The 21,360-nt window shown below is 60.1% G+C and carries 19 protein-coding genes; 7 read left to right on the forward strand and 12 right to left on the reverse strand.

From position 1 onward, the window contains the following. Window positions 1-3 precede the first annotated feature (3 nt). From ptsN to AB6K10_RS15800, 3 genes are read left to right on the forward strand one after another with little or no spacing between them, the layout of a single operon-like run. On the forward strand, window positions 4-471 hold the full coding sequence (gene ptsN / locus AB6K10_RS15790; RefSeq protein WP_253015958.1) for a PTS IIA-like nitrogen regulatory protein PtsN: 468 nt from the start codon (window positions 4-6) through the stop codon (window positions 469-471). 57 nt (window positions 472-528) lie between these two features. Then, window positions 529-1,449: an RNase adapter RapZ gene (rapZ, locus tag AB6K10_RS15795; RefSeq protein ID WP_159342575.1), complete on the forward strand. Its 921-nt coding sequence runs from the start codon at window positions 529-531 to the stop codon at window positions 1,447-1,449. 41 nt (window positions 1,450-1,490) lie between these two features. Then, window positions 1,491-1,760 (forward strand): HPr family phosphocarrier protein, encoded by a 270-nt coding sequence (locus tag AB6K10_RS15800; RefSeq protein WP_159342576.1) that lies wholly within the window; start codon window positions 1,491-1,493, stop codon window positions 1,758-1,760. Between the two features lie 18 nt (window positions 1,761-1,778). Here the strand turns inward: AB6K10_RS15800 and pmbA are convergent, their stop codons facing one another. Continuing rightward, window positions 1,779-3,119, reverse strand: coding sequence for a metalloprotease PmbA (pmbA, locus tag AB6K10_RS15805; RefSeq protein WP_339119254.1), 1,341 nt, complete (start codon window positions 3,117-3,119; stop codon window positions 1,779-1,781). Window positions 3,120-3,214: 95 nt separating this feature from the next. Between pmbA and yjgA the strand changes: the two genes are divergently transcribed. After that, a complete protein-coding gene (yjgA, locus tag AB6K10_RS15810; RefSeq protein WP_159342578.1) occupies window positions 3,215-3,736 on the forward strand; it encodes a ribosome biogenesis factor YjgA in 522 nt (173 codons plus the stop codon). 8 nt (window positions 3,737-3,744) lie between these two features. Here the strand turns inward: yjgA and tldD are convergent, their stop codons facing one another. The 7 genes from tldD to AB6K10_RS15845 are packed head-to-tail and all read right to left on the reverse strand — an operon-like array spanning window position 3,745 to window position 13,652. Continuing rightward, window positions 3,745-5,199, reverse strand: coding sequence for a metalloprotease TldD (tldD, locus tag AB6K10_RS15815; RefSeq protein ID WP_339119255.1), 1,455 nt, complete (start codon window positions 5,197-5,199; stop codon window positions 3,745-3,747). Continuing rightward, complete coding sequence (locus AB6K10_RS15820; protein ID WP_368473624.1) at window positions 5,196-9,041, reverse strand: YhdP family protein; 3,846 nt, start codon at window positions 9,039-9,041, stop codon at window positions 5,196-5,198. The genes tldD and AB6K10_RS15820 overlap by 4 nt, the downstream gene beginning before the upstream one ends. Window positions 9,042-9,043: 2 nt before the next feature. Then, window positions 9,044-10,507 carry a ribonuclease G gene (gene rng / locus AB6K10_RS15825; RefSeq protein ID WP_159342580.1) on the reverse strand — a complete coding sequence of 488 codons (1,464 nt, stop codon included), beginning with the start codon at window positions 10,505-10,507 and terminating at the stop codon, window positions 9,044-9,046. A gap of 59 nt (window positions 10,508-10,566) precedes the next feature. Beyond that, a complete protein-coding gene (locus AB6K10_RS15830; RefSeq protein WP_253015956.1) occupies window positions 10,567-11,169 on the reverse strand; it encodes a nucleoside triphosphate pyrophosphatase in 603 nt (200 codons plus the stop codon). Then, window positions 11,162-11,650 (reverse strand): rod shape-determining protein MreD, encoded by a 489-nt coding sequence (gene mreD / locus AB6K10_RS15835; protein ID WP_159342582.1) that lies wholly within the window; start codon window positions 11,648-11,650, stop codon window positions 11,162-11,164. Before mreD ends, AB6K10_RS15830 begins: the two co-directional genes overlap by 8 nt. After that, window positions 11,650-12,591 carry a rod shape-determining protein MreC gene (gene mreC / locus AB6K10_RS15840; RefSeq protein WP_305946656.1) on the reverse strand — a complete coding sequence of 314 codons (942 nt, stop codon included), beginning with the start codon at window positions 12,589-12,591 and terminating at the stop codon, window positions 11,650-11,652. The genes mreD and mreC overlap by 1 nt, the downstream gene beginning before the upstream one ends. Window positions 12,592-12,614: 23 nt before the next feature. Then, window positions 12,615-13,652: a rod shape-determining protein gene (locus AB6K10_RS15845; protein ID WP_018915723.1), complete on the reverse strand. Its 1,038-nt coding sequence runs from the start codon at window positions 13,650-13,652 to the stop codon at window positions 12,615-12,617. Window positions 13,653-13,881: 229 nt separating this feature from the next. Between AB6K10_RS15845 and gatC the strand changes: the two genes are divergently transcribed. From gatC to gatB, 3 genes are read left to right on the forward strand one after another with little or no spacing between them, the layout of a single operon-like run. Beyond that, window positions 13,882-14,169 (forward strand): Asp-tRNA(Asn)/Glu-tRNA(Gln) amidotransferase subunit GatC, encoded by a 288-nt coding sequence (gene gatC / locus AB6K10_RS15850; protein ID WP_054641298.1) that lies wholly within the window; start codon window positions 13,882-13,884, stop codon window positions 14,167-14,169. Between the two features lie 59 nt (window positions 14,170-14,228). Next, window positions 14,229-15,689: an Asp-tRNA(Asn)/Glu-tRNA(Gln) amidotransferase subunit GatA gene (gene gatA / locus AB6K10_RS15855; protein WP_305946655.1), complete on the forward strand. Its 1,461-nt coding sequence runs from the start codon at window positions 14,229-14,231 to the stop codon at window positions 15,687-15,689. Continuing rightward, window positions 15,689-17,143 carry an Asp-tRNA(Asn)/Glu-tRNA(Gln) amidotransferase subunit GatB gene (gatB, locus tag AB6K10_RS15860; protein WP_159342585.1) on the forward strand — a complete coding sequence of 485 codons (1,455 nt, stop codon included), beginning with the start codon at window positions 15,689-15,691 and terminating at the stop codon, window positions 17,141-17,143. The genes gatA and gatB overlap by 1 nt, the downstream gene beginning before the upstream one ends. Before the next feature lie 58 nt (window positions 17,144-17,201). On the opposite strand, the gene sixA is transcribed toward gatB, so the two are convergent. From sixA to AB6K10_RS15880, 4 genes are all read right to left on the reverse strand, one after another. After that, complete coding sequence (sixA, locus tag AB6K10_RS15865) at window positions 17,202-17,708, reverse strand: phosphohistidine phosphatase SixA (RefSeq protein WP_339119257.1); 507 nt, start codon at window positions 17,706-17,708, stop codon at window positions 17,202-17,204. After that, window positions 17,701-18,792, reverse strand: coding sequence for an NAD(P)H-dependent glycerol-3-phosphate dehydrogenase (locus AB6K10_RS15870; RefSeq protein ID WP_339119258.1), 1,092 nt, complete (start codon window positions 18,790-18,792; stop codon window positions 17,701-17,703). The genes sixA and AB6K10_RS15870 overlap by 8 nt, the downstream gene beginning before the upstream one ends. 128 nt (window positions 18,793-18,920) lie before the next feature. Beyond that, the gene (gene htpG, locus AB6K10_RS15875; RefSeq protein WP_159342587.1) at window positions 18,921-20,825 is read right to left on the reverse strand and encodes a molecular chaperone HtpG; all 1,905 of its coding nucleotides are present in this window, start codon (window positions 20,823-20,825) and stop codon (window positions 18,921-18,923) included. A 98-nt stretch (window positions 20,826-20,923) separates the two neighbouring features. Continuing rightward, window positions 20,924-21,271, reverse strand: a complete 348-nt coding sequence (locus tag AB6K10_RS15880; RefSeq protein WP_339119259.1) for a DUF1232 domain-containing protein — start codon at window positions 21,269-21,271, stop codon at window positions 20,924-20,926. Between the last annotated feature and the right edge of the window lie 89 nt (window positions 21,272-21,360).

Raw genomic sequence — 21,360 nt, forward strand, 5'->3', positions numbered from 1 at the left:
TCAATGACGTTGGAAACCATCCTCCCCCCGGAGCGCGTGCTCTACGACGTGCCCGGGGGCAGCAAAAAACGGGTGCTGGAGTTTTTCAGCACCTTCATCGCCCAAAACACACCCAGCCTCGATAGCCAAGAAGTGTTTAGCCGCCTGATTGGACGCGAGCGTCTCGGCAGCACGGGAATTGGCAACGGCGTTGCCATCCCCCACGCACGTAGCCCGCACTGTAGCTCGCCCATCGCCGGCTTTTTGAAACTTGCCGAGCCGGTCGATTTCGATGCCATCGATGGCGACCCCGTCGATCTAGTGTTCGTGTTGCTCGTACCCGAAGAGGCGGACGACACGCATCTCGCTCTGCTTGGGCAAGTCGCGACGATCATGAACGATGCGAATACCCGTCAACAGTTACGCAAAGCCAGCAGTCAAAAAGAGTTATTGACCCTAATGACGGCCAAGATACGCGAACAGGCCGCGTAAGATACTCACACGTCCATCACTGTTTATTTCCTACGCTCATACGCCAAGAGAGACGCTATGCAACTGGTGATCATTAGCGGCCGTTCGGGGTCCGGTAAATCTATCGCCTTACAAGCGCTGGAGGATCTTGGCTATTATGCGATCGATAACTTACCTGCCATGCTGCTGGGCTCGCTGATCGATGAGCTGCGCGCTCAAGGCGAACGCACCCGTATTGCCGTTAGCATCGATGCGCGCAACCTCCCCATCGCGCTGGAGCGTCTGCCAGCGCTGTTGGAAGAGCTACGCCAGCGAGACATTCGTTTTCAGGTGATCTATCTAACCACGGACGCACGCATTCTGCTGGAGCGCTACTCCGCCACTCGTCGTCGCCACCCCCTCACTCGCGACAGCGAAATGACGCTGGAAGAGGCGATCAACAAAGAGGAGGAGACGCTACATGAAATACGCGATCTCGCCGATTTATTGATCGATACGTCTCGGCTCTCCGTCCACGATTTGCGCCGCCGCATTACCGATCAAGTGGCCCACCAGCGCCAGCATCAGCTCACGCTCACCTTTGAGTCCTTCGGCTATAAACGCGGCGTTCCGCTGGATGCGGATTTGGTCTTCGACGTACGCTGTCTGCCCAACCCATACTGGGACCCTACCCTTCGGCAATATACTGGCCGCGATGCCAATATCGTCGCTTTCTTGAGCGGTTACCCGGTAGTGGAAGCCATGGCCAGCGATATTCAGGCTTGGTTGGAGAAGTGGTTACCGGCCTACCAAAACAGCCAACGTAGCTACATGACCGTAGCTATCGGCTGCACGGGCGGTCAGCACCGCTCCGTTTACATGGTGGAGCAGCTCGCCCAGCGGCTCGTTAAGCAGACCGGAGAAGTGCAGTTGAGGCATCGCGAACTGGGGCTGCAGTACACGCTGAGCGAAGAGCCCGTGGCGCCAAGCCCCACCACCGCGACCACCCGTACGCCCTAAGCCTTTTTATTCAAAGACCCACTCGGCAAAAAGGAACCAGAGTGCCCGAAAGAACGTTAACCCTTACCAACCAGCGCGGCCTCCATGCCCGCGCGGCCACCAAATTGGTTCAGTGTGGCCAGCAGTTTTCTGCCAGCATCCACGTATACAAGCAGCAGCAAAAAGCCGATGCCGCTAATATCATGTCGCTGCTGATGCTCGCGGCGCCCTGCGGCACCGAACTCACTGTAGCTGCGGAAGGGGAAGACGCCGAACAAGCGCTCGATGCCATCGAAGCGCTGTTCGACGCGCGGTTTGACGAAGACCAGTAACCGACTCCGCGTCAACGATTAGCTGCCAGCGACGGTCATCGCATCCACAAGCCAACTACCCGTGTGAATGCTGCCACGGGTATCCGTGTCATCGCCCACAGCGCTCAGTCCTGCAAACATCTTGTTCAGGTTACCGGCGATCGTGAACTCCTCAATCGGGTACTGAACCTCACCGTTTTCGATCCAAAAACCCGCCGCGCCTCGCGAGTAATCACCGGTCACCCCATTCACCCCCTGGCCCATGAGTTCGGTGACCCAGATACCGCGCCCCATCTGTTTCAAGAGCTCGGCACGCGGTGTCAAAGGAGCCAGCAAGCGTAGGTTACGTGCGCCGCCTGCATTGCCTGTCGAGTGCATGCCTAAACGCCGTGCGCTGTAGGCAGAGAGCATGTAGCTGGCGACCTGCCCCTGATCGATGAAACGATTATTGCGGGTTTGTACCCCCTCGGCATCGAATGGCGAACTCGCCGTCGCCCCCACTTCCATGGGTCGCTCTTCCAATCCAAACCACTCGGGAAAAAGCGGTGTCCCCAGGCGGTCGCATAGAAAGGAGGCTTCGCGGTAAAGCGCTCCGCCTGCCAAAGCACCCATAAGATGACCGATCAGGCCGCTGGCCAGCGTCGGGTCGAACAGCACCGGAAAGGTACCGGTCGGCGGTCGACGCGCGCCCAGTCGCCGTAGCGTACGCGCTGCGGCCTCTTGCCCCACGTCTTCTGGCTGGCGTAAATGGAGCGGATTCCGTGCCGCCGTGTAGTCATAATCACGCTGCATGCCTTGGTCATCCTGAGCGATCAGCATGCAGGAGAGCGAGTGATTGCTGCCTTTCTGAGTCCCCAGAAAGCCGTGGCTATTGGCATAAACGCGCACGCCCTCACCACTTGAAAGCGATGCCCCTTCCGACTGATGGATCCCCTCGACGCGGCGACCTGCCTGCTCACAGCGCAGCGCCAAATCGATGGCCTCCTCCGTCGAGAGCGCCCAAGGGTGATGCACTTTCAAATCGGGCAGCTCGGTGGCCATTAACGCTGCCTCTGCCAGACCGGCGGCGGGGTCTTCGCCCGTATAGCGGGCAATCGCCAGTGCCTTTTCTACCGTGGCACGAATCGAGGCGCTGCTGGCATCGGTAGAAGACGCACTTCCCTTCCGTTTGCCCACGTAAAGCGTCACCGCAATGCCTTGATCCCGGGATAGTTCAACGGTTTCCACCTCGCCCAAACGAACGCTGACACCCATGCCCTGGTCAACGCTGGCGCCCACTTCGGCGGCATCTGCTCCTAGCTGCTTTGCCAGGGCAAGCGCTTCCTCAGCGCGCTGTGTCAGCAGTGCCTGCTGCGCCGATGCATCAAATGCCTGTGCCATTTGGCCTCCTTTTCGCCTGAATCGCGTTGGCGAATCAATGTTGTGGTCGCAGCCTGATATAATGCTGCAAACGAATCTAATCAGTGAGTTCTTATATGCCCAAGCAACGCCCCGAGCCAATCGACATCGACGAACAGGAAGAGCGTCCCAGTAAATCGCAGCTAAAGCGTGAGATGCATGCTTTGCAGGCGCTTGGCGAAACGCTGATTGCCATGAACCCTGCCGAACGCGCCCGCTTCCCCCTGTCGGACGACATGTTGCGTGCCATCGATGAAACCGCCCGCATCCGCTCGCATGAGGGCCGCCGCCGTCATATGCAATACGTTGGCAAGCTCATCCGCAAAGAGGATCTAACGGCCATCCAGGGCGTGTTCGATGCCATCGAGCAGGAAAAAGAGCAGCGCGACCATGCGTTTCATCGCCTCGAGAAGTGGCGGGATCGCATGGTCGACGAGGGCGATGACGCCGTCGATCTGTTCATGGCCGATTACCCCAATGCGGACCGACAAGCGCTGCGCCAACTCGTGCGCAACGCACGCAAAGAGCGCGAGCAGGGCAAGCCACCCACCAGCTCGCGCAAGCTGTTCAAGCACCTGCGCGAGACATTAGCGCTTTAACAGGCCGCTCAAGAAGACTGCGTGCCGCCGACAGTCAGTTCATCCAGTTTCAGGGTGGGCTGACCCACACCGACCGGCACGCCCTGCCCCTCTTTACCACACACGCCAATCCCGGTGTCCATCGCCATGTCATGGCCGATCATCGACACCCGCCCCATGGCCTCAGGCCCGTTGCCGATCAGCGTCGCGCCCTTCACCGGTGCGGTGATCTTGCCATCTTCGATCATGTAAGCTTCGCTGGCCGAAAAGACGAACTTGCCCGACGTGATATCCACCTGGCCGCCACCGAAGCTCACCGCGTAGATGCCCCGCTTGACGCTTTTGATGATATCGGCGGGGTCATCCTGTCCGGCCAGCATCACCGTGTTAGTCATACGCGGCATCGGCAGGTGTGCAAACGACTCGCGACGAGCGTTGCCGGTCGGCGCCATCTTCATCAGGCGTGCGTTCAGCTTATCCTGCATGTAACCCGTCAAAATACCGTCTTCGATCAACGGCGTGTACTGACCGGGCGTGCCCTCGTCGTCCACACTGAGCGCACCACGGCTATCCGGTACCGTCGCATCGTCGACCACCGTGACACCCTTGGCGGCGACCTGTTGTCCCATCCGGCCAGCAAAGGCCGAGCTGCCTTTGCGGTTGAAATCGCCTTCCAAGCCATGGCCAACGGCTTCGTGTAGCAGAATGCCCGGCCAGCCTGCGCCTAACACGACCGGCATCTGCCCGGCCGGTGCATCGATGGCTTCGAGGTTGACCAGCGCTTGACGCACGGCCTCTTTGGCGTAGCGCTCGGCCACGCCTTCGTCGCGCAGGCGCGCCATGGAGTAGCGACCACCGCCCCCCGCGCCACCGCGCTCGCGGCGGCCGTTCTTGGCCGCGATCACACTAACGTTAAAGCGCACCAGGGGACGAATGTCCGCGGCGAGAGTGCCGTCGCTGGCACGCACCAGCACGACTTCGTAAGTCCCCGACAGGGATGCGCTCACCTGACTGATACTCGGGTCGGCGGCTCTGGCTACTCGGTCGGCCTCTTTCAACATCGCGACCTTCTCTTCGGCCGACAGCCCGGCAAGTGGGTCGATGCCCGCATAGCGCGCGGCGGCACTGACCGGCGTTACTTTCTGGCCGGGCAACTGCTTACCACTGCGAACGATGCCCGCCGCCGTGCGTCCGGTATCCATCAATGCATCGGCAGTGATTTGGTTGGAGTAGGCAAACCCCGTTTTTTCGCCCGCCAGTGAACGTACGCCCACACCGCCGTCGATGTTATAGCTGGCCTCTTTGACTTCACCATCTTCCAGAACCCAACCCTCTTGCCAGGTTCGCTGAAAATAGAGATCGGCATAATCGATGCCTGATCCCATGGCATAGCCCAGGCCCGTATCCAGAGCGTTCAGATCGAGGCCACCTGGGGTAAGCAAAATGGAAACAGCAGACTCTATATCGCTTTTGTGTGCGGTCATTGGGGGCCTTCTAAAGTCACTTGCGGCGAGGTCCAGGGACCTTGCACGCGGTAATAGATAGTGGTTGCTTGATCCAGCGCATCACCGAACAGCTGATCGGCAATGAAGAGCGCGCCGCCGACGATGGGCGCACCGACCGCAATGGCGGCAATGGGTAAACTTTGGCTGACGGGCAGTGTGACGCCGAGACGCTGATCAAGTTCACGCTGTAAGAGGTTAACACTTCCCGTCAGTGACAGCGTGGTGGCGGGTGCATCAATTTGTAGGGGGCCACGCAACAGTAACTGCCCTTGGGCAACGTCGGCAGTGCCGTGAACACGATCAAAGGCCGTGCCTTGGCCGGTCAAATCAGAGAAGTCGAACCGCAGGCGGCGCAAAATATTATCAAAATTGAGCAGGCCCACTAAGCGCGCTGGCGTCGATTCGAGCGTCACGAAGCGGCCGTCGCGAATATCTGCGCTCATCTCGCCACCAGCGCGGCTCAAATCTACTTGCCAGGGTGCACCGGGCCAAGTGAGGTTGGCAGACAAATCCGTCGTTCGGCTGCGCATAGCCACCGGCTGTTCCAGGCGCTCCAGCGCCGTGCCCACGTCCCCGCCTTGAATAGAGATATCGGCGCGTGTTCGGCTATTCACCGCATTGCCTTCCCATACCAACTCCCCCCGGGCAGAGAGCTGCCCAAGGGTCACCCCCACCGGCGATAGCGAAAAACGGCGATCATCGGTTTGCCAGAAGGCCGTGAGCGGCCCAAAGCGACGATTGCCCACGCTGAGCTCCGCTAGCCGCAACCTGCCGTTGGGTAGGTCCGCCAGCCCGTCGGGAATGGCCACCGGATCGACGTGCTGGGTGTCGACCGCCTCGACCCAAGAGTCAGGCGCGGCTGCACTGGCATCGTGCGGCTTGGAGGGTAACTCGAAAAGCGGATCCAGCACTAGGGAGGAAATGGCGATATCCAGCGGGCGCGCACTGGCTGGCTGGTAATCAATTCGGCCTGTCAACATATCACCGCTGAGCGTCAGCGCCGTTCGCTCTGCACTGAGCGTGCCGGAGGCATCGATCGTACCCAGGCAGGTGTCTCGAAACATCAGACAGTCGGTGTGCAACCGCACGTCGAACGGTGGGTGATCGCCCTGGGCGGATGCGCTGTCGGCCGACATCAGCGGTGCAAGTGCCGCCTGCCATGCCATGGGATCCAGCACGTCAAAACCCGCGTCAAAACGCCAGCCGGGGTCTTGGGGCCAGCCGGGGCGCTGAACCGCGCTACCCAGGGACACATCAGCCGCCAGCTCTCCACTTGCCAGTGTTTGCGCCCTGACCGCAGCCTTATCGGCTAGCTGCATGGCGACTTGCCCAGACGCCAGCTCCGCGCGCAGTCGCAGCGGCCAAGGCTCCTCACTGCGTTTGGCAAAAGGCGCCGGCAGCGCGCTGGTCATACCGATCAAACGGCTCTGCAACGTCACTACGGGGCTGGGCGACAGCGCAATCTCTGCTTGCCACTGGGCGCTACCATCGACGACTTGACGAGCCTGTTCGGCGGGCACCCCGGCCAGCGCCCACAGCGCCGAGGAAGCCACGCGCCCGTCTAGCGTTACACGCTCATCGGCCGTGAACGTCGCTTGCAGATCCCCCCCCTGCCACCGACTGCTCAGCGCGCCGGTCAACGCGTGCTCGGGCCCCACTTGCTGCCAGTGAAGCTCACCATCGATATCCCGCAGTGTGATGGGTAGGGAGACGACATCTATCACCGCGAGTGCCGGCCGCACATTGAGCTCTAACTGAAGTGTCTCAGGAGCTTCTAGTGGAAGTACCAGCGCGATGTCGCCATCGAGCTGTCCCTCTGCCACCAAATCGCCCAGCGGTAGCGGGCCCGTATCGGGCATGGCTTGGAGGAATCTCAACAAGGCATCGCCGTCACTGTTCAGATCTGCCGACAGCGCAAGCGGCTGCTTCTCTTCCATACGTACCAGGCCGTTCGTGACGTCGACTCCCTGACTCTGGGCACGCGCCACGTCAGCTTGTAGCACCCCGCCTTGCCAGAGCAGGCGCCCTTCGATCTCTTCTAGCGCGGGCCAACCGGGGGCCATTGGCAAACGCCCCTGTTCGACCGCTAGCGCCAGCGTCGCCGAAAGCTGCTCGGATGACGCATTGGGCCCCAGAGGCTGGCTCAGCTTCAGCGAGCCTTGCGGCACGCGACCACCGATATCATTTGCTAACCAATCACGCAGGGCAGGGTCGAACGCTTTCATCGGCAGCCATTGCGAGAGCGGACGAGTGCGCGCATCTACGTCGGCAAAAGCGATATCGAGGCCAAACTGACCGTTCTGCTGCCCGGTGATCAGGCCAAATCCACCGCTGACCTTGGCACCATCCCAGTCAACGTTCAGTTCGCGGCCGCTGATCATGGTATTAGGACCGTCGTACACCCACTCGACGATGCCCTCCGCATGGCGAAGCTGCATCGGCACGTCAAACAGTTTGGGGAAGTAGAGCGTACTGTCGCCTGCGCTGTTGAATGTCACGCGACCACGAAGGTCGCGGGCTTGCACCCAGGCATCCAACGGCCCTCCGCCCGGCGCCTGTTGCCAGGGCAGCACGGCAACGTTGGTGAGCGCCGCATCGACGCCCCAGCGCCCGTCTCGCTGTCCCAGACGCAACCCCTGCACCTGCCCCCGGGGTGAGAGCGTTTGCAGCACCCGCGTCAGGGATTCCGGCAGCAGTGCATACTCACGCCACGCCGCCAGAGAGGAGAGTTCGAACGCACTGGTTCGCAACTCCCACTGCCCTGGCTGGTGGGATACATACCAGTGGCGCGGCAGGGCTGGGCCATCGCTGATGCCCTCGGGTTGTGCCCACTCGACGGTCTCGGCATTGCCGCTAAGCCATGCTTCGCCACCGTCACCATCCCGCAGCCACTGCCCCGTCGCCTGGATGTTACGCAGCACGGCGTATTCGACGTCTTTGCGCAACGTCAGCTCGGGAATATCCAGCGCCAGCCGCGCATCTGCCAGCGAGCCTTCCTGCCAGTGCCCCCACAGCTGCACTTGGCCGCCTACCTGCTCGAGAAAAGGCATGCGATCTGGTCGGAACAGCGCCGCTAGCACCACCAGATGGTCGAGCTGCATATCGAGCTGCAGCGTCGCCGAAAAATCACGCAACCCCCGCTGCCCCGGCTGCATCTCTGCGCGCATGGTCATGGCCGGAAGTTCGGCGTCCCTGGCATCGGGGGCATCGACGATCGTCAGCGCTCCTTCTAGCCGAGTGCGGTGTCGGTCGCCGTTGAGCAAAAGCGAAGGGGCGTGAAGCATCACGGTCTGCTCCTGACCGTGCAGAGTGACGCGACTATTGTCGACCCAAACGCGTTGCCGTAAAAGAAGCTCCGCCCAGGCATCCAAGGAGGCAAGATCGACGTCGGGCTCGGGGGTAACGCCGAGAGGCAACTTGGCTGGGGAGGGCCAGCTCCACTCACGATCCGGCTGCTGGTAAAGATGAAAGCCAAGCCCAAACATACGCGCATCGCTGAAAATGGGCGCGAACCGACGCAGACTTTCCCACACATCAAGGCGCAGCGAGAGGCGGTCAACTTCCACCAAGGCTTCGTCTGCGGGCGTTTGCGACCGAAGCCCCTCGAGTTCTACATGCAGGTCGTTGCGCTCTAACGAGAGCGCAAGCCGATCGATATGCACCGACACCCCAATACGCGCTTCGAGCAAGGCTTCGAGGCGTGGGGTCAAGGCATCCGCCTGGCTAGCCAAAATACGCAGCGCCAGCAGCAGTACGGCCAGCGTCGCCAATACAGCCGCAACGCTGACCAGACCGACGCGAACGAGAGAGCGAGGTGACATCATTACATCAGTACGATGTCGTACTGCTCTTGAGAGTAGTGCTGCTCTACCTGGAAGCGAATCGTTTTATTGATGAAGGTCTCCAGGTCCGCAACGGCCGCAGACTCTTCATCCAGCAGACGATCCACCACCGGCTGAGACGCCAGCACCATATAGGTCTCTGCGCTGTAAGCTCGCTCCTCGCGAAGAATCTCCCGGAAGATTTCATAACAGATGGTTTCTGGGGTTTTGAGCGTACCGCGACCGCTACAGGTAGGACACGCTTCGCAGAGCGTCTGCTCTAGACTTTCCCGGGTACGCTTGCGCGTCAACTGCACCAAGCCAAGCTCGGTGACGCCGGTACATTTGGTCTTCGCATGATCACGCTCCAGCGCCTTTTCCAATACCCGCAGCACCTGGCGCTGGTGCTCTACGTCCACCATATCGATGAAGTCGATAATGATGATACCGCCCAAATTACGCAGCCGAAGCTGGCGCGCAATGGCAGTGGCCGCTTCCAAATTCGTCTTGAAGATGGTCTCTTCGAGGTTGCGATGCCCCACATAGCCACCGGTGTTCACATCGATGGTGGTCATGGCCTCGGTGGGGTCGATGACCAAGTACCCTCCCGATTTCAGCTGCACCTTGCGACCTAGCGCTTTCTGGATCTCGTCTTCGACACTATAGAGATCGAAAATCGGCCGCTCGCCCGGGTAATACTCGATACGATCCACCGCATCGGGCATGAACTCTTCGGCAAACTCAACGAGCTTGACGAAGTTTTCCCGGGAGTCGATGCGGACTTTCTCAATGTCATCGCGCATCACGTCTCGCAGGGTGCGCATGAACAGCGGCAAGTCATCGTAGATGACACTGGGCGGCGCGGCGGTGATCTTGCGCTCGCTGACCTTGCGCCAGATGCGCAGCAAGAAGTACATGTCGCTGGCCAACTCTTCATCGCCCACGCCCTCTGCGGCCGTGCGCACGATGAAACCGCCCGTCACCTCGAGGGTTTGTTCGTCGATGCTCTTATCCAACAGCGTCTTCAAACGCTCGCGCTCGCGTTCATCCTCGATGCGCTGCGACACCCCGTGATGAGGCGAGTCGGGCATGTAGACGAGGTAGCGTGAAGGGATCGATAGGTGCGTGGTCAACCGCGCCCCTTTGGTGCCGATGGGGTCTTTGGTGACCTGTACGACCAGCGCCTGGCCTTCATGGAGCAGTTGCCCGATGGTTTGCTGTTCGTCGTTGGGCGTGCCCGGCGGCATGACCTCGTGGGCATGGATAAAGGCTGCGCGCTCCAAGCCAATATCAACAAAGGCAGCCTGCATGCCAGGCAGTACGCGCACCACTTTGCCTTTGTAGATATTGCCTACGATACCGCGCCTGCGAGAGCGCTCGATCAGCGCCTCTTGCAATACGCCGTTTTCTACCAGCGCAACGCGGGTCTCCATGGGCGTTAAATTGATGAGGACTTCACCGCTCATGCAAAATTCCTTATTGGATGTCCTATTCCTTGCCAGCGCAGCGGGCGATGAGTCGGTGGTTACGAGGGATAACGGCCCGCCCAAACAGGAACCCCTTGCTGGCGAAGCAAGCGCGTGGTTTCAAAGAGTGGCAGCCCCACGACGGCGGAATGACTGCCCTGTATGCGTTCGATAAAGATAGCCGCCAGCCCCTGAATGGCATACCCGCCGGCTTTGTCGGCCGGCTCCCCGGTCTGCCAGTAGCACGCGATCTCCTCTGCCGTTAACGCGCGCATGGTGACCTCGGTGGTCACACAGCAGGAGAGTATACCCCGAGGCCCGCTGACCGCTACTGCCGTCAGCACGTGATGGGTGCGACCTGACAGTTGGGACAGCATGTTGGCTGCGTGCTGCTGATCGACCGGCTTGCCTAAAATTGCCCCGTCGACGACGACGGCCGTGTCCGACCCTAGCACGGGTAGCGTGGTTTTCCCCATTGCAGCCTGGGCTTTGGCCACCGCCAACCGCTCTACGTACGCTGCCGGCGTCTCCCCTTCCCAGGGCGTTTCGTCGATATTACTGGGCATGACGCTGACAGATACGCCAATCGATGCCAACAGCGATTGGCGCCGCGGAGAGGCAGAGGCCAAACAGAGGACGGGAGGCGAGGCCACGTCACGCATTGGCGATTCGCCGTTCGATGGCTTTGAACATCGTAGAGAGCCACGGCCAGAGCAGCGCACTCACCAATGATGGGATCAAGAACGAGAGATGAATCGAAAAGTCGCCGGTCAATGTACGCAGCCACTGCTCGATGAGCTGCACCAACCCTAACAGCACCAGCACCAACACCGACTGCTGAACGAGCGAGTACGCACGAAATCGGGGATAGACCAGTGCTGCCAAAAAGGCCAGCAACGACAAAATGAGCGCGTGTTGGCCAAGCGCGGTGCCTTCGATGAGATCCATCAACAGCCCCAACACGAAGCCATGAAAGACCCCGACTCTATCCGGGGCACGCATGCACCAGTAGATGAGCATCAGCCCAATCCACTCGGGACGGAACACCTGCCATCCATCGGCTAACGGCATGACCTGCAAACACAAGGCCAACACCAAACTCATCCATACCACCACCAGCGGTACTATCGGCGCACGCGCCATCAGCGCTCCTCCTCTACGAGTGGGGTCGCTGGCTGGCCAAGCCGCTGAGCAGCATGGAGGGCATCGGCTGAAATATCCATGGACTCATCCCAAATAGACGCATCCAGTTCTTCACGGGGGGGCGGAAAAAGCAGCAAAAAGTGGCGTGACCGCTGGAGCTGGGCCGAAGGTTCGGCCACCACGCGGGCAAACGGCTGACCGGGGTCGTGGTACACCTCGGTCACACGCGCCACCGGATAGCCCGGCGGAAAACGCCCCGCCAGGCCAGATGTCGTCAGCAGGTCGCCGACGCGGATATCGGCCGTATCCGGCACGTGAAGGACGTTCACACTGCCGTAGCGCCCGGTCCCTTGTACGATGAAACGCAGCCCATTGCGATTGACCTGAACCGGTAAGGCATGGCTGGCATCGGCAAGCAGCAGGATACGGCTAGAGTATGCTGACACGGCCGTCACTTGCCCCACGAGGCCCGATGCATCGATCACGGGCTGCCCCACATAGACACCGTTGCGGTGTCCACGATCGACCACCATTTGATGGCTAAAGGGGTCATTATCCAGCGACAAGAGCTCCGCCGTGATATAGGGGATGTCGCGACGCTCGGCAGCGCCAAGCAACTGGCGCAGCTCCGCATTTTCGGCGGTCAAGTTCGCCAAGCGCTGACCACGATGAGAGAGCGTCAATAGTTGCTCGCGCAAGCGACGGTTTTCATCCACTAGCGCCTGCTGATCCGAGAGGGCTAGCGCCCCCCAGTTCAGCAGGTCGCTGGGCACGCTAACCACCCACTGAATGGGCGCAACGATCGTGGTCATTTGGGCACGCACATCTTCCATACGTGTAAAGCGGTGGTCGACAAACATCAACGCGCTTGCCGCCAGCACACAGAAGAATAGCCGGTAACCGGGTAGCGGCCCGTGTGAAAACAGCGGTTTAATAGGCAATCCCCCGCGATAAACCGCTGCGATCAGTCGCTCGACAGCAACTCAAAGGTGTGCTGATCGATCATTTCCAGCGCCTTACCGCCCCCACGCGCAACACAGGTCAGCGGATCTTCTGCCACGATCACCGGCAGGCCGGTCTCTTCAGCGATCAGCTTGTCCAGGTCACGCAGCAGCGCGCCGCCGCCGGTCAGTACCAAGCCACGCTCGGCGATATCCGATGCCAGTTCAGGCGGTGACTGTTCGAGAGCACTCTTCACGGCGGCCACGATGGAGCCAAGCGTCTCTTGCAGTGCTTCGAGAATTTCATGGGAGTTCAGCGTGAAGCTGCGCGGAATGCCTTCGGCGAGGTTACGACCACGCACGTCAATCTCGCGCAGCTCGCCACCTGGGTAGGCGCAGCCAATCTCTTCTTTGATACGCTCGGCGGTGGCTTCACCAATCAGGCTGCCGTAGTGACGGCGCACGTACGCGGTGATCGCCTCATCAAAACGGTCACCGCCTACGCGGATCGATTCTGAGTACACGACGCCATTGAGCGAAATGATCGCGATTTCCGTAGTACCACCACCGATGTCTACGACCATCGAGCCCTGTGCCTCTTCCACCGGCAGCCCGGCACCGATCGCGGCCGCCATCGGCTCCTCGATCAGGAAGACTTCGCGAGCACCTGCCCCCTCTGCCGATTCACGGATAGCACGACGCTCGACCTGGGTCGACATGCACGGCACACACACCAAAACGCGAGGGCTGGGCGTGAGGAACGTGCTCTGGTGCACCTTACGGATGAAGTGCTGCAGCATCTGCTCGGTAACGGTGAAGTCGGCAATGACGCCGTCTTTCATCGGGCGAATAGCCGTAATGTTGCCAGGCGTGCGGCCAAGCATACGTTTCGCATCGGCACCGACCGACGCGACGCTACGCATGTTGCCAGACTGGCGGATGGCGACTACGGACGGTTCATCAAGCACGATGCCACGACCGCGTACATAAATCAGTGTGTTGGCCGTACCCAAGTCGATCGATAGATCGCTGGAAAACAGCCCCCTCAAACGTTTGAACATGGATGTTGTTACCTAGTGCAGACCGGGAACCCTGTGCGGATGCAAACGGTATCACCGCAACCCCTTGGCAGCAAGCACGAGTCGTGCCGAACACTGCCCGTCAGGGCCATTATGTGGTACCTTTTGCGGCTATTTTCCACGTCTGCTCCGTCAGACGAATTTAAGATGACCGTATGTATACCGCTTAAAGCGAAATATGTTCCATCACGATTGCGAGGAAACCTCGATCATGGCGCTTGAAGAATCTCATGTGCGCCGGGCCGCACACTTGGCCCGACTCGCCGTTAGCGATGACCAAGCCAGTGGCTTTGTCGACGATCTCAGCCGCATTCTGGACATGGTCGACCAGCTCCAGAGCCTGGACACCGAGGGCGTCGCGCCGCTGTCTCACCCCTTGGATGCGACGCAGCGCCTGCGCGCCGACGAAGTCACGGAAACCAACCAGCGCGACACGTTCCAGCGCTGCGCCCCGGCAGTGGAAAACGGCCTCTATTTGGTCCCGCGTGTGGTCGAGTAACCCACCCACGTCGCTCGTTTCCGCTTATTCTATTCGCCCCTGAACGGAGCTTCCGGGTCATGCATGACAAAACCGTAACGCAGCTTGCCGCCGCCCTCGCCAGCGGCGAACTCTCCAGCCGCGAGCTGACTTCGCACTTTTTACAGCGTATTGAGCGAGCCGACGGCCAGCTCAATAGCTTCATCACCGTCACTGCCGAGCAGGCACTCCGCCACGCCGACGCCGCCGACAAAGCGCGCGCTAGTGGCACAGCGGGCAAACTGACCGGCATCCCCCTGGCACTCAAGGACATTTTCTGCACCCAAGGCGTGAAAACCAGCTGTGGCTCCAAGATGCTCGATAATTTCATCGCGCCTTACGATGCCACCGTGGTAGAGAAACTGAGCGCTGCGGGCACCATCAGCCTGGGCAAAACCAATATGGATGAGTTCGCCATGGGCTCTTCCAATGAAAACAGCCACTACGGTGCGGTCAAAAACCCCTGGGACCTGTCTGCAGTGCCTGGCGGCAGCTCCGGCGGCAGCGCAGCAGCCGTGGCCGCGGGCCTTGCACCGGCAGCCATGGGCACCGACACCGGCGGCTCCATCCGCCAACCGGCGGCGTTCTGCGGCATTACCGGCCTGAAGCCCACCTACGGGCGCGTGTCCCGTTACGGCATGATCGCCTATGCCTCCAGTCTCGACCAAGCAGGCCCCATGGCGCGCACCGCTGAAGACTGCGCGCACCTGATGAACGTGATTGCCGGTCACGATGTCCGTGACTCCACCAGCGTCGCCCGTGGCGTGCCGGACTACACCGAGTCTCTGAACGCGCCGCTGTCTGGCCTTAAAATCGGCCTGCCGACAGAGTACTTTGGCGACGGTTTGGATCCCGAGGTCGAGAAAGCCGTTCGTGACGCGGTGAAAGTGTATGAGTCGCTGGGTGCCACGGTGCGCGAAGTCAGCCTGCCGCATACGCACTACGCGATTCCGGCTTACTACGTCATCGCCCCTGCCGAAGCGTCCTCGAACCTGTCGCGCTTCGACGGCGTACGTTTTGGTCATCGTTGCGATGCGCCTGCGGACTTGGTCGATCTCTACACCCGTTCGCGGGCAGAAGGGTTTGGTGAAGAGGTGAAACGCCGCATTCTGATCGGCACCCACACGCTATCGGAAGGCTTCTTCGACGCTTATTACACCAAAGCGCAGAAAGTGCGCCGCCTGATTCGTCAAGATTTCCTCGACGCCTTTGAGGATGTCGATGTACTGATGGGCCCCGCCTCTCCCACGCCGGCCTTTGACCTCGGCGCGAAAAAAGACCCGGTCTCCATGTATTTGCAAGACATCTACACCATCGCCGTCAACCTGGCAGGCATCCCTGGCATCAGCGTTCCCGCTGGCTTTGCCGGTGGCCGCCCGGTAGGCCTGCAGATTCTGGGCACCCACTTTGCCGAAGCGCAGCTGCTCAACGTAGCCCACCAGTTCCAACAAGCGACCGACTGGCACCTTCAACTGCCCGCCTTTGCCGAGGAGAACGCCTAATGCAATGGGAAACCGTGATCGGGCTGGAAGTCCACGTTCAGCTCGCAACGCGCTCTAAGATTTTTTCCGGCGCCTCCACCGCATTTGGCGCCGAGCCGAACACCCAGGCCTGCGCCGTCGACTTGGGCCTGCCGGGGGTTTTGCCGGTGCTCAATGAGCAGGCCGTGGCCATGGCCGTACAGTTTGGTCTCGCCGTGCACGCCGAGATCCCCGAGGTCTCGGTATTCGATCGCAAAAACTACTTCTACCCGGATTTGCCCAAGGGCTATCAAACTAGCCAGATGTACCACCCCATCGTCGGCGCGGGTGAAGTAGAGATCACTCTGGATGACGACACCACCAAGCGGATTCGCATCCACCACGCCCACCTGGAAGAGGACGCCGGCAAGTCGCTGCACGAAGACTTCCACGGCATGACGGGCATCGACCTGAACCGGGCCGGCACGCCGCTGCTGGAGATCGTCTCCGAGCCGGACATGCGCAGCGCCAAAGAAGCCGCCGCCTACCTCAAAGCGATCCACTCCATCGTGACCTACCTGGGCATTTCCGACGGGAACATGGCCGAAGGCTCGATGCGATGTGACGTCAACGTGTCGGTGCGGCCCAAAGGGCAAGAGGCGTTCGGGACTCGCGCAGAAATTAAAAACGTTAACTCGTTCCGTTTTGTGGAGCGCGCCATTGCGTTCGAAGTCGAACGCCAGATCGAGCTGATCGAAGATGGCGGCCACGTAGTGCAAGAGACTCGTCTGTTCGACCCCGAGCGCGACGAAACCCGCAGCATGCGCACCAAGGAAGAAGCCAACGACTACCGCTACTTCCCCTGCCCCGACCTGCTGCCGGTGGTGTTGGATCAAGCCTACCTGGATCACCTGCGTAGCCAACTGCCGGAACTGCCCGCCGATAAACGCGCCCGCTTCCAGAACGAACTGGGCCTATCGGCGTACGACGCCAACGTACTCTCGGCCAGCCGCGAAATGGCGGAATTTTTTGAAGAAGTACATCGCGTCTGCGGCGACGCCAAGCAGGCGGCCAACTGGGTTCAGGGTGAGCTTTCCGGCGCGCTGAACCGGGAAAATCTGAGCATTCAAAACAGTCCGGTATCTGCCCAGCAGCTGGGTGAGCTGATTGGCCGTGTGCTGGACGACACCATCAACGGCAAAGCCGCCAAGCAGGTCTTCCAAGCGCTGTGGAACGGCCAGGGCGAGAGCGCAGATGCCGTCATCGAGGCCAAAGGCCTAAAACAGGTGACCGACACCGGCGCGATTGAAGCGATGATCGATCAGGTCATTGCCGAAAGCCCGGCACAGGTCGCGCAGTACCGTGACTCCGAGCCGGAGAAACGCGGCAAGATGATTGGCTACTTCGTGGGCCAAGTGATGAAAGCCTCACGCGGCACCGCCAACCCCCAGCAGGTCAACGGCTTGCTGAAAGAGAAATTGGATGCGCTGCTCTAAATGACACGGCCATCGTCCAACAGCGGCTGCTTCGGCAGCCGCTTTTTTTTGGCTCACACTAGGTGAGCTGACTGGGCTGCGTAAAACGCTTGAGCTGAGCGCAACCTGCCGCCCAAACGTCCGCCTCCAACTCGGCGATGGCTGCGGTGGGAAAACCGACGCCTTGGCTCGGCGCTCCTTCGACCAATAGCCCAGCCAAGTCACCTACTAACGGCATGTGGCTGACCAGCATGATCGGCGTGTCGAAAGGATGGTTGAGCAGCCACTCGCTCACATCGCCGGGCGGGTCTTCCGGAGTAATGAAGGACAGCGTATTGAGCGGCGCCCCCAGAGCATCGCTGATGCGCTGGGCGGTTTGCTGTGCTCGCACATAGGGGCTGGCGTAGAGTGTCGGCCGCGCCAGCTCGCCCTGCTCGATACGCGATGCCAGCCAGCGTGCCATCGTCTCCGCCTCGCGTTCGCCGCGCGGCGTGAGTGGGCGGGCGTGATCAGGGAAGCCGGGGGCGGCTTCACCATGCCGCATGATCAGTACGCTATTGAAAGAATCCTGCATGCCGCTATTCATGGCGACCTCCGCTGTCTTGCTGATCCTGATGAGCCTGCTCACGATGCGCCTGCTGAACCGCTTCTCGGGGCAGGATAAACTCCACGTCGCTGCTCTGCTCTCCCAGCATGAGCGTACCCGCCATCTCCTGCGCAGGCACGCCATCGAAAAGCACGCGATTTAAACCTTCCGCCAACGGCATATAAACACCCAGTTCCCGGGCTTTGGCGCAGACCAGCTTGACGGTATTGACCCCCTCGGCCACCTGCCCCAACGCGGCTACCGCCTGCTCTAGCGCAAGCCCCGTGCCCAGCGCATGGCCGACGCGGTAGTTGCGCGATAGGTTAGACGAACAGGTCACGATCAGATCGCCAACGCCCGCCAACCCCAAAAAGGTCATGGGATTGGCCCCCTGGGCAACGGCGAAGCGGCTCATCTCGGCCAGGGCACGGGTCATCAGCATACTACGGGTGTTTTCCCCCATCCCCAACGCCGCCGCCATGCCTGCCGCAATGGCATAAATATTCTTTAGCGCACCGCCCAGCTCGACCCCATGGCGATCATTGCTGGCGTAGACCCGGAAGTAGCGGCAACCCAACGCTTGCTGCACCCGCGTGCGCGTCAGCGCATCAGCACTGGCAATCACCGTGGCGGTCAGCTGCTTGTCGGCGATCTCTGAGGCCAGATTAGGGCCGGCGATGACGCCGATGTGAGGAAAGCCTGTCTCTTGCTCCAGCACCTGGCTCATCAGTAAAAAGCTATCCTGCTCGATCCCTTTGGTGGTACTGACCAGAATTTGCTCGGGCGTCAGCCAGGGTTTGGCCGCTTGCACCACGGCGCGAAACGCTTTCGACGGGATGGCAATCAGCACTAGTTCAGCGCCCGTCAGCACCGTTTTCAAATCGGTCGATGCCGTTACGGCTGGATTGATCGCATAGTCGGGCAGGTAGCGCCCGTTGCGATGCTCCTGATTGATCTGCGCGACCAGCGCGTCATCGCGCATCCATTGACGCACGTTAGCGCCGTTGTCGGCAGCGATACTGGCCAGCGCGGTGCCAAAACTCCCGCCCCCCAGCACCGCGACGTTACTTTGCTGCTCTGCCATAGCCATGTCCTGAAGTTCTTCTACGTAATGGTGGGCCTGCTCACCACCCATTTTGATAAGCACGACCTTAACAAAACAAGCGGCCCGCTTGGTAAACCAAGCGGGCCGCCATTGACGAGCTTAAGGCATTAGGCCGTCAACACGCTATTGAGGCGCTTCACGTAGGCCGCCGGGTCGTCCAGATGGCCGCCCTCGGCGATGATCGCCTGATCCAGCAAAATATGGGCTAGCTGGCCGAACAGGTCGCCTTGCGCATTTTCCAAACGCGCCACCAGGGCATGGTTAGGGTTGAGCTCAAGAATGGGCTTCACGTCCGGCAATTTCTGACCGGCCGCTTCCATGATACGACGCATCTGATAGCCCATTTCGTGCTCGGGCAGCACCACACAAGCGGGGGAATCGGTGAGACGATGAGTGATTTTCACCTCTTGAACACCGTCGCTTAGCGCTTCTTTGACGCGCTTCACGAGATCTTCCTTCGCCTTGGCCGTCTCTTCCTGCGCTTTTTTCTCGGCTTCGTCTTCGACATCCCCGAGATCCAGCTCACCTTTCGCCACATCGGCAAACGACTTACCGTCAAATTCCGTCAAATGGCTCATCAGCCACTCGTCGATGCGGTCAGAGAGCAGCAGCACCTCAATGCCTTTCTTGCGGAAGATCTCCAGATGCGGGCTGTTCTTCGCAGCGTTGAAGCTATCCGCCACCACGTAGTAGATCTTCTTCTGCCCCTCTTTCATACGCTCGACGTAATCGGCCAGCGAGTGCTCTTGCGTGGCGGTATCGGTATGGGTAGAGGCAAAACGCAGAAGGCCAGCGACTTTCTCGCGGTTAGCGAAGTCTTCACCCGGCCCCTCTTTCAGCACGCTGCCAAAGGTGTTCCAGAACGTTTGATACTGCTCGCTATCCTTGGACAGCTTCTTGAGCATGTCCAGCGCGCGCTTGGTGAGCGCCCCTTTGATCTTGTCGACCTTGGGATCTTGCTGCAGCAGCTCCCGGGAGACGTTCAACGACAAATCACGCGTATCCAGCACCCCTTTGATGAAGCGCAGGTAGAGCGGCAGGAACTGCTCGGCATCGTCCATGATGAAGACGCGCTGCACGTAGAGCTTGACGCCACGAGAGCCGTCACGGTCGAACATATCGAACGGCGCACGGCCCGGCACGTAAAGCAGGCTGGTGTACTCGAGCTTGCCCTCGACCTTATTGTGACTCCAGGTGAGCGGGTCGCTGAAGTCGTGGGCAACGTGCTTGTAGAACGCCTTGTATTCGTCGTCGGTGACCTCGCTCTTGGGGCGAGCCCACAGCGCGGTGGCCTCGTTGACGGTTTCCCACGTCGTCACTTCGCTACCTTCGATCTCGTTACCGTCGTCATCCTTGGCGGTTTCGACCTTGGGCATGCGCACCGGCACTTCGATGTGGTCAGAGTACTTGCGAACCAAGCTTTGCAGGCGGTAGTCGTCGGCGAACTCTTTTGCATCGTCTTTCAAATGCAGGGTGATTTCCGTGCCATGAACGTCACGCTCGATATCGGCAACGGTAAACTCGCCTTCGCCTTTGGAGCGCCACTCGACGCCTTCCGATGCGGCCGTGCCCGCTTTACGGGTACGTACGGCCACTTCGTCGGCCACGATGAAACCGGAATAGAAACCAACCCCGAACTGACCGATCAGCTTGGCGTCTTTTTGCTGCTCGCCGGAGAGCTGCTTCAGGAATTCTGCCGTGCCTGAACGCGCAATGGTGCCCAAGTTGGCAATGACGTCTTCGCGGTTCATGCCAATGCCATTATCACGCAGCGTAATGGTGTTGGCGTCGCGGTCGTGCTCTATCTCGATACGCAGCTCGCTGTCGCCCTCGTAGAGCGCGTCGTTGTCGAGCGCGGCGTAGCGTAGCTTGTCGCAGGCGTCTGCGGCGTTGGAAATCAACTCACGCAGGAAAATCTCCCGGTTGGAGTACAGGGAGTGGATCATCAGGTTTAGGAGCTGCTTAACTTCCGTTTGAAAGCCAAGAGTTTCTTCGTGGGTCGCCGTGGTCATGCGCTTAGCCCTCATTGATCACATGTTGCTTAACGCCCCTGCCTATCGGCAGGAGCAGAGAAGATGGTGAGATCAATATGGGGATAAGCGAAGGGATTTCAAGAAGGTGTATGCGAAGAAGCGCCGGCGGCTGCGGTTTCAGACTTCCAGGCGCGGTAGTCGGCCAAGTGCATATCGACGCGGTTCAGTAACCAGCCCACGATCAAGACATCGTCGACCACGCCCAGCAGCACCAAGAAGTCGGGAATCAAATCGAACGGCATGACCAAATACGCCAGCGCCAATGCCATGGTGCCAAACGCAGACCAAGGAATCGGCCTGAAGTCGCCCTTCAGCACATCGCGAGTCATCGGCAAAAAGAGTGTTAGCGCGCGGGCAATACGCTTCACCGCCCAAACACGCGTTTTTAGTCGACGAAACAGTCCCCAAGCGAATAATCGTGCCATCGTATCGAATCCTCCAAGTGTCACGATTGTCAGAACACCATCTGTCCGTATAGTTCACTTGTCCGTATAGTTCACAATTGCGCCTTTTA

The organism is Halomonas sp. BMC6 (assembly GCF_964204995.1).
Taxonomy (GTDB): Bacteria; Pseudomonadota; Gammaproteobacteria; order Pseudomonadales; family Halomonadaceae; genus Vreelandella.

Bases quoted from the DNA above. Each gene is read 5' to 3' on its own strand.
- ptsN (WP_253015958.1), top strand. From the start codon at position 4: ATGACGTTGGAAACCATCCTCCCCCCGGAGCGCGTGCTCTACGACGTG.
- rapZ (WP_159342575.1), top strand. From the start codon at position 529: ATGCAACTGGTGATCATTAGCGGCCGTTCGGGGTCCGGTAAATCTATC.
- pmbA (WP_339119254.1), bottom strand. From the start codon at position 3,119: ATGGCACAGGCATTTGATGCATCGGCGCAGCAGGCACTGCTGACACAG.
- yjgA (WP_159342578.1), top strand. From the start codon at position 3,215: ATGCCCAAGCAACGCCCCGAGCCAATCGACATCGACGAACAGGAAGAG.
- tldD (WP_339119255.1), bottom strand. From the start codon at position 5,199: ATGACCGCACACAAAAGCGATATAGAGTCTGCTGTTTCCATTTTGCTT.
- AB6K10_RS15820 (WP_368473624.1), bottom strand. From the start codon at position 9,041: ATGTCACCTCGCTCTCTCGTTCGCGTCGGTCTGGTCAGCGTTGCGGCT.
- rng (WP_159342580.1), bottom strand. From the start codon at position 10,507: ATGAGCGGTGAAGTCCTCATCAATTTAACGCCCATGGAGACCCGCGTT.
- AB6K10_RS15830 (WP_253015956.1), bottom strand. From the start codon at position 11,169: ATGCGTGACGTGGCCTCGCCTCCCGTCCTCTGTTTGGCCTCTGCCTCT.
- mreD (WP_159342582.1), bottom strand. From the start codon at position 11,650: ATGGCGCGTGCGCCGATAGTACCGCTGGTGGTGGTATGGATGAGTTTG.
- AB6K10_RS15845 (WP_018915723.1), bottom strand. From the start codon at position 13,652: ATGTTCAAACGTTTGAGGGGGCTGTTTTCCAGCGATCTATCGATCGAC.
- gatC (WP_054641298.1), top strand. From the start codon at position 13,882: ATGGCGCTTGAAGAATCTCATGTGCGCCGGGCCGCACACTTGGCCCGA.
- gatA (WP_305946655.1), top strand. From the start codon at position 14,229: ATGCATGACAAAACCGTAACGCAGCTTGCCGCCGCCCTCGCCAGCGGC.
- gatB (WP_159342585.1), top strand. From the start codon at position 15,689: ATGCAATGGGAAACCGTGATCGGGCTGGAAGTCCACGTTCAGCTCGCA.
- sixA (WP_339119257.1), bottom strand. From the start codon at position 17,708: ATGAATAGCGGCATGCAGGATTCTTTCAATAGCGTACTGATCATGCGG.
- AB6K10_RS15870 (WP_339119258.1), bottom strand. From the start codon at position 18,792: ATGGCAGAGCAGCAAAGTAACGTCGCGGTGCTGGGGGGCGGGAGTTTT.
- htpG (WP_159342587.1), bottom strand. From the start codon at position 20,825: ATGACCACGGCGACCCACGAAGAAACTCTTGGCTTTCAAACGGAAGTT.
- AB6K10_RS15880 (WP_339119259.1), bottom strand. From the start codon at position 21,271: ATGGCACGATTATTCGCTTGGGGACTGTTTCGTCGACTAAAAACGCGT.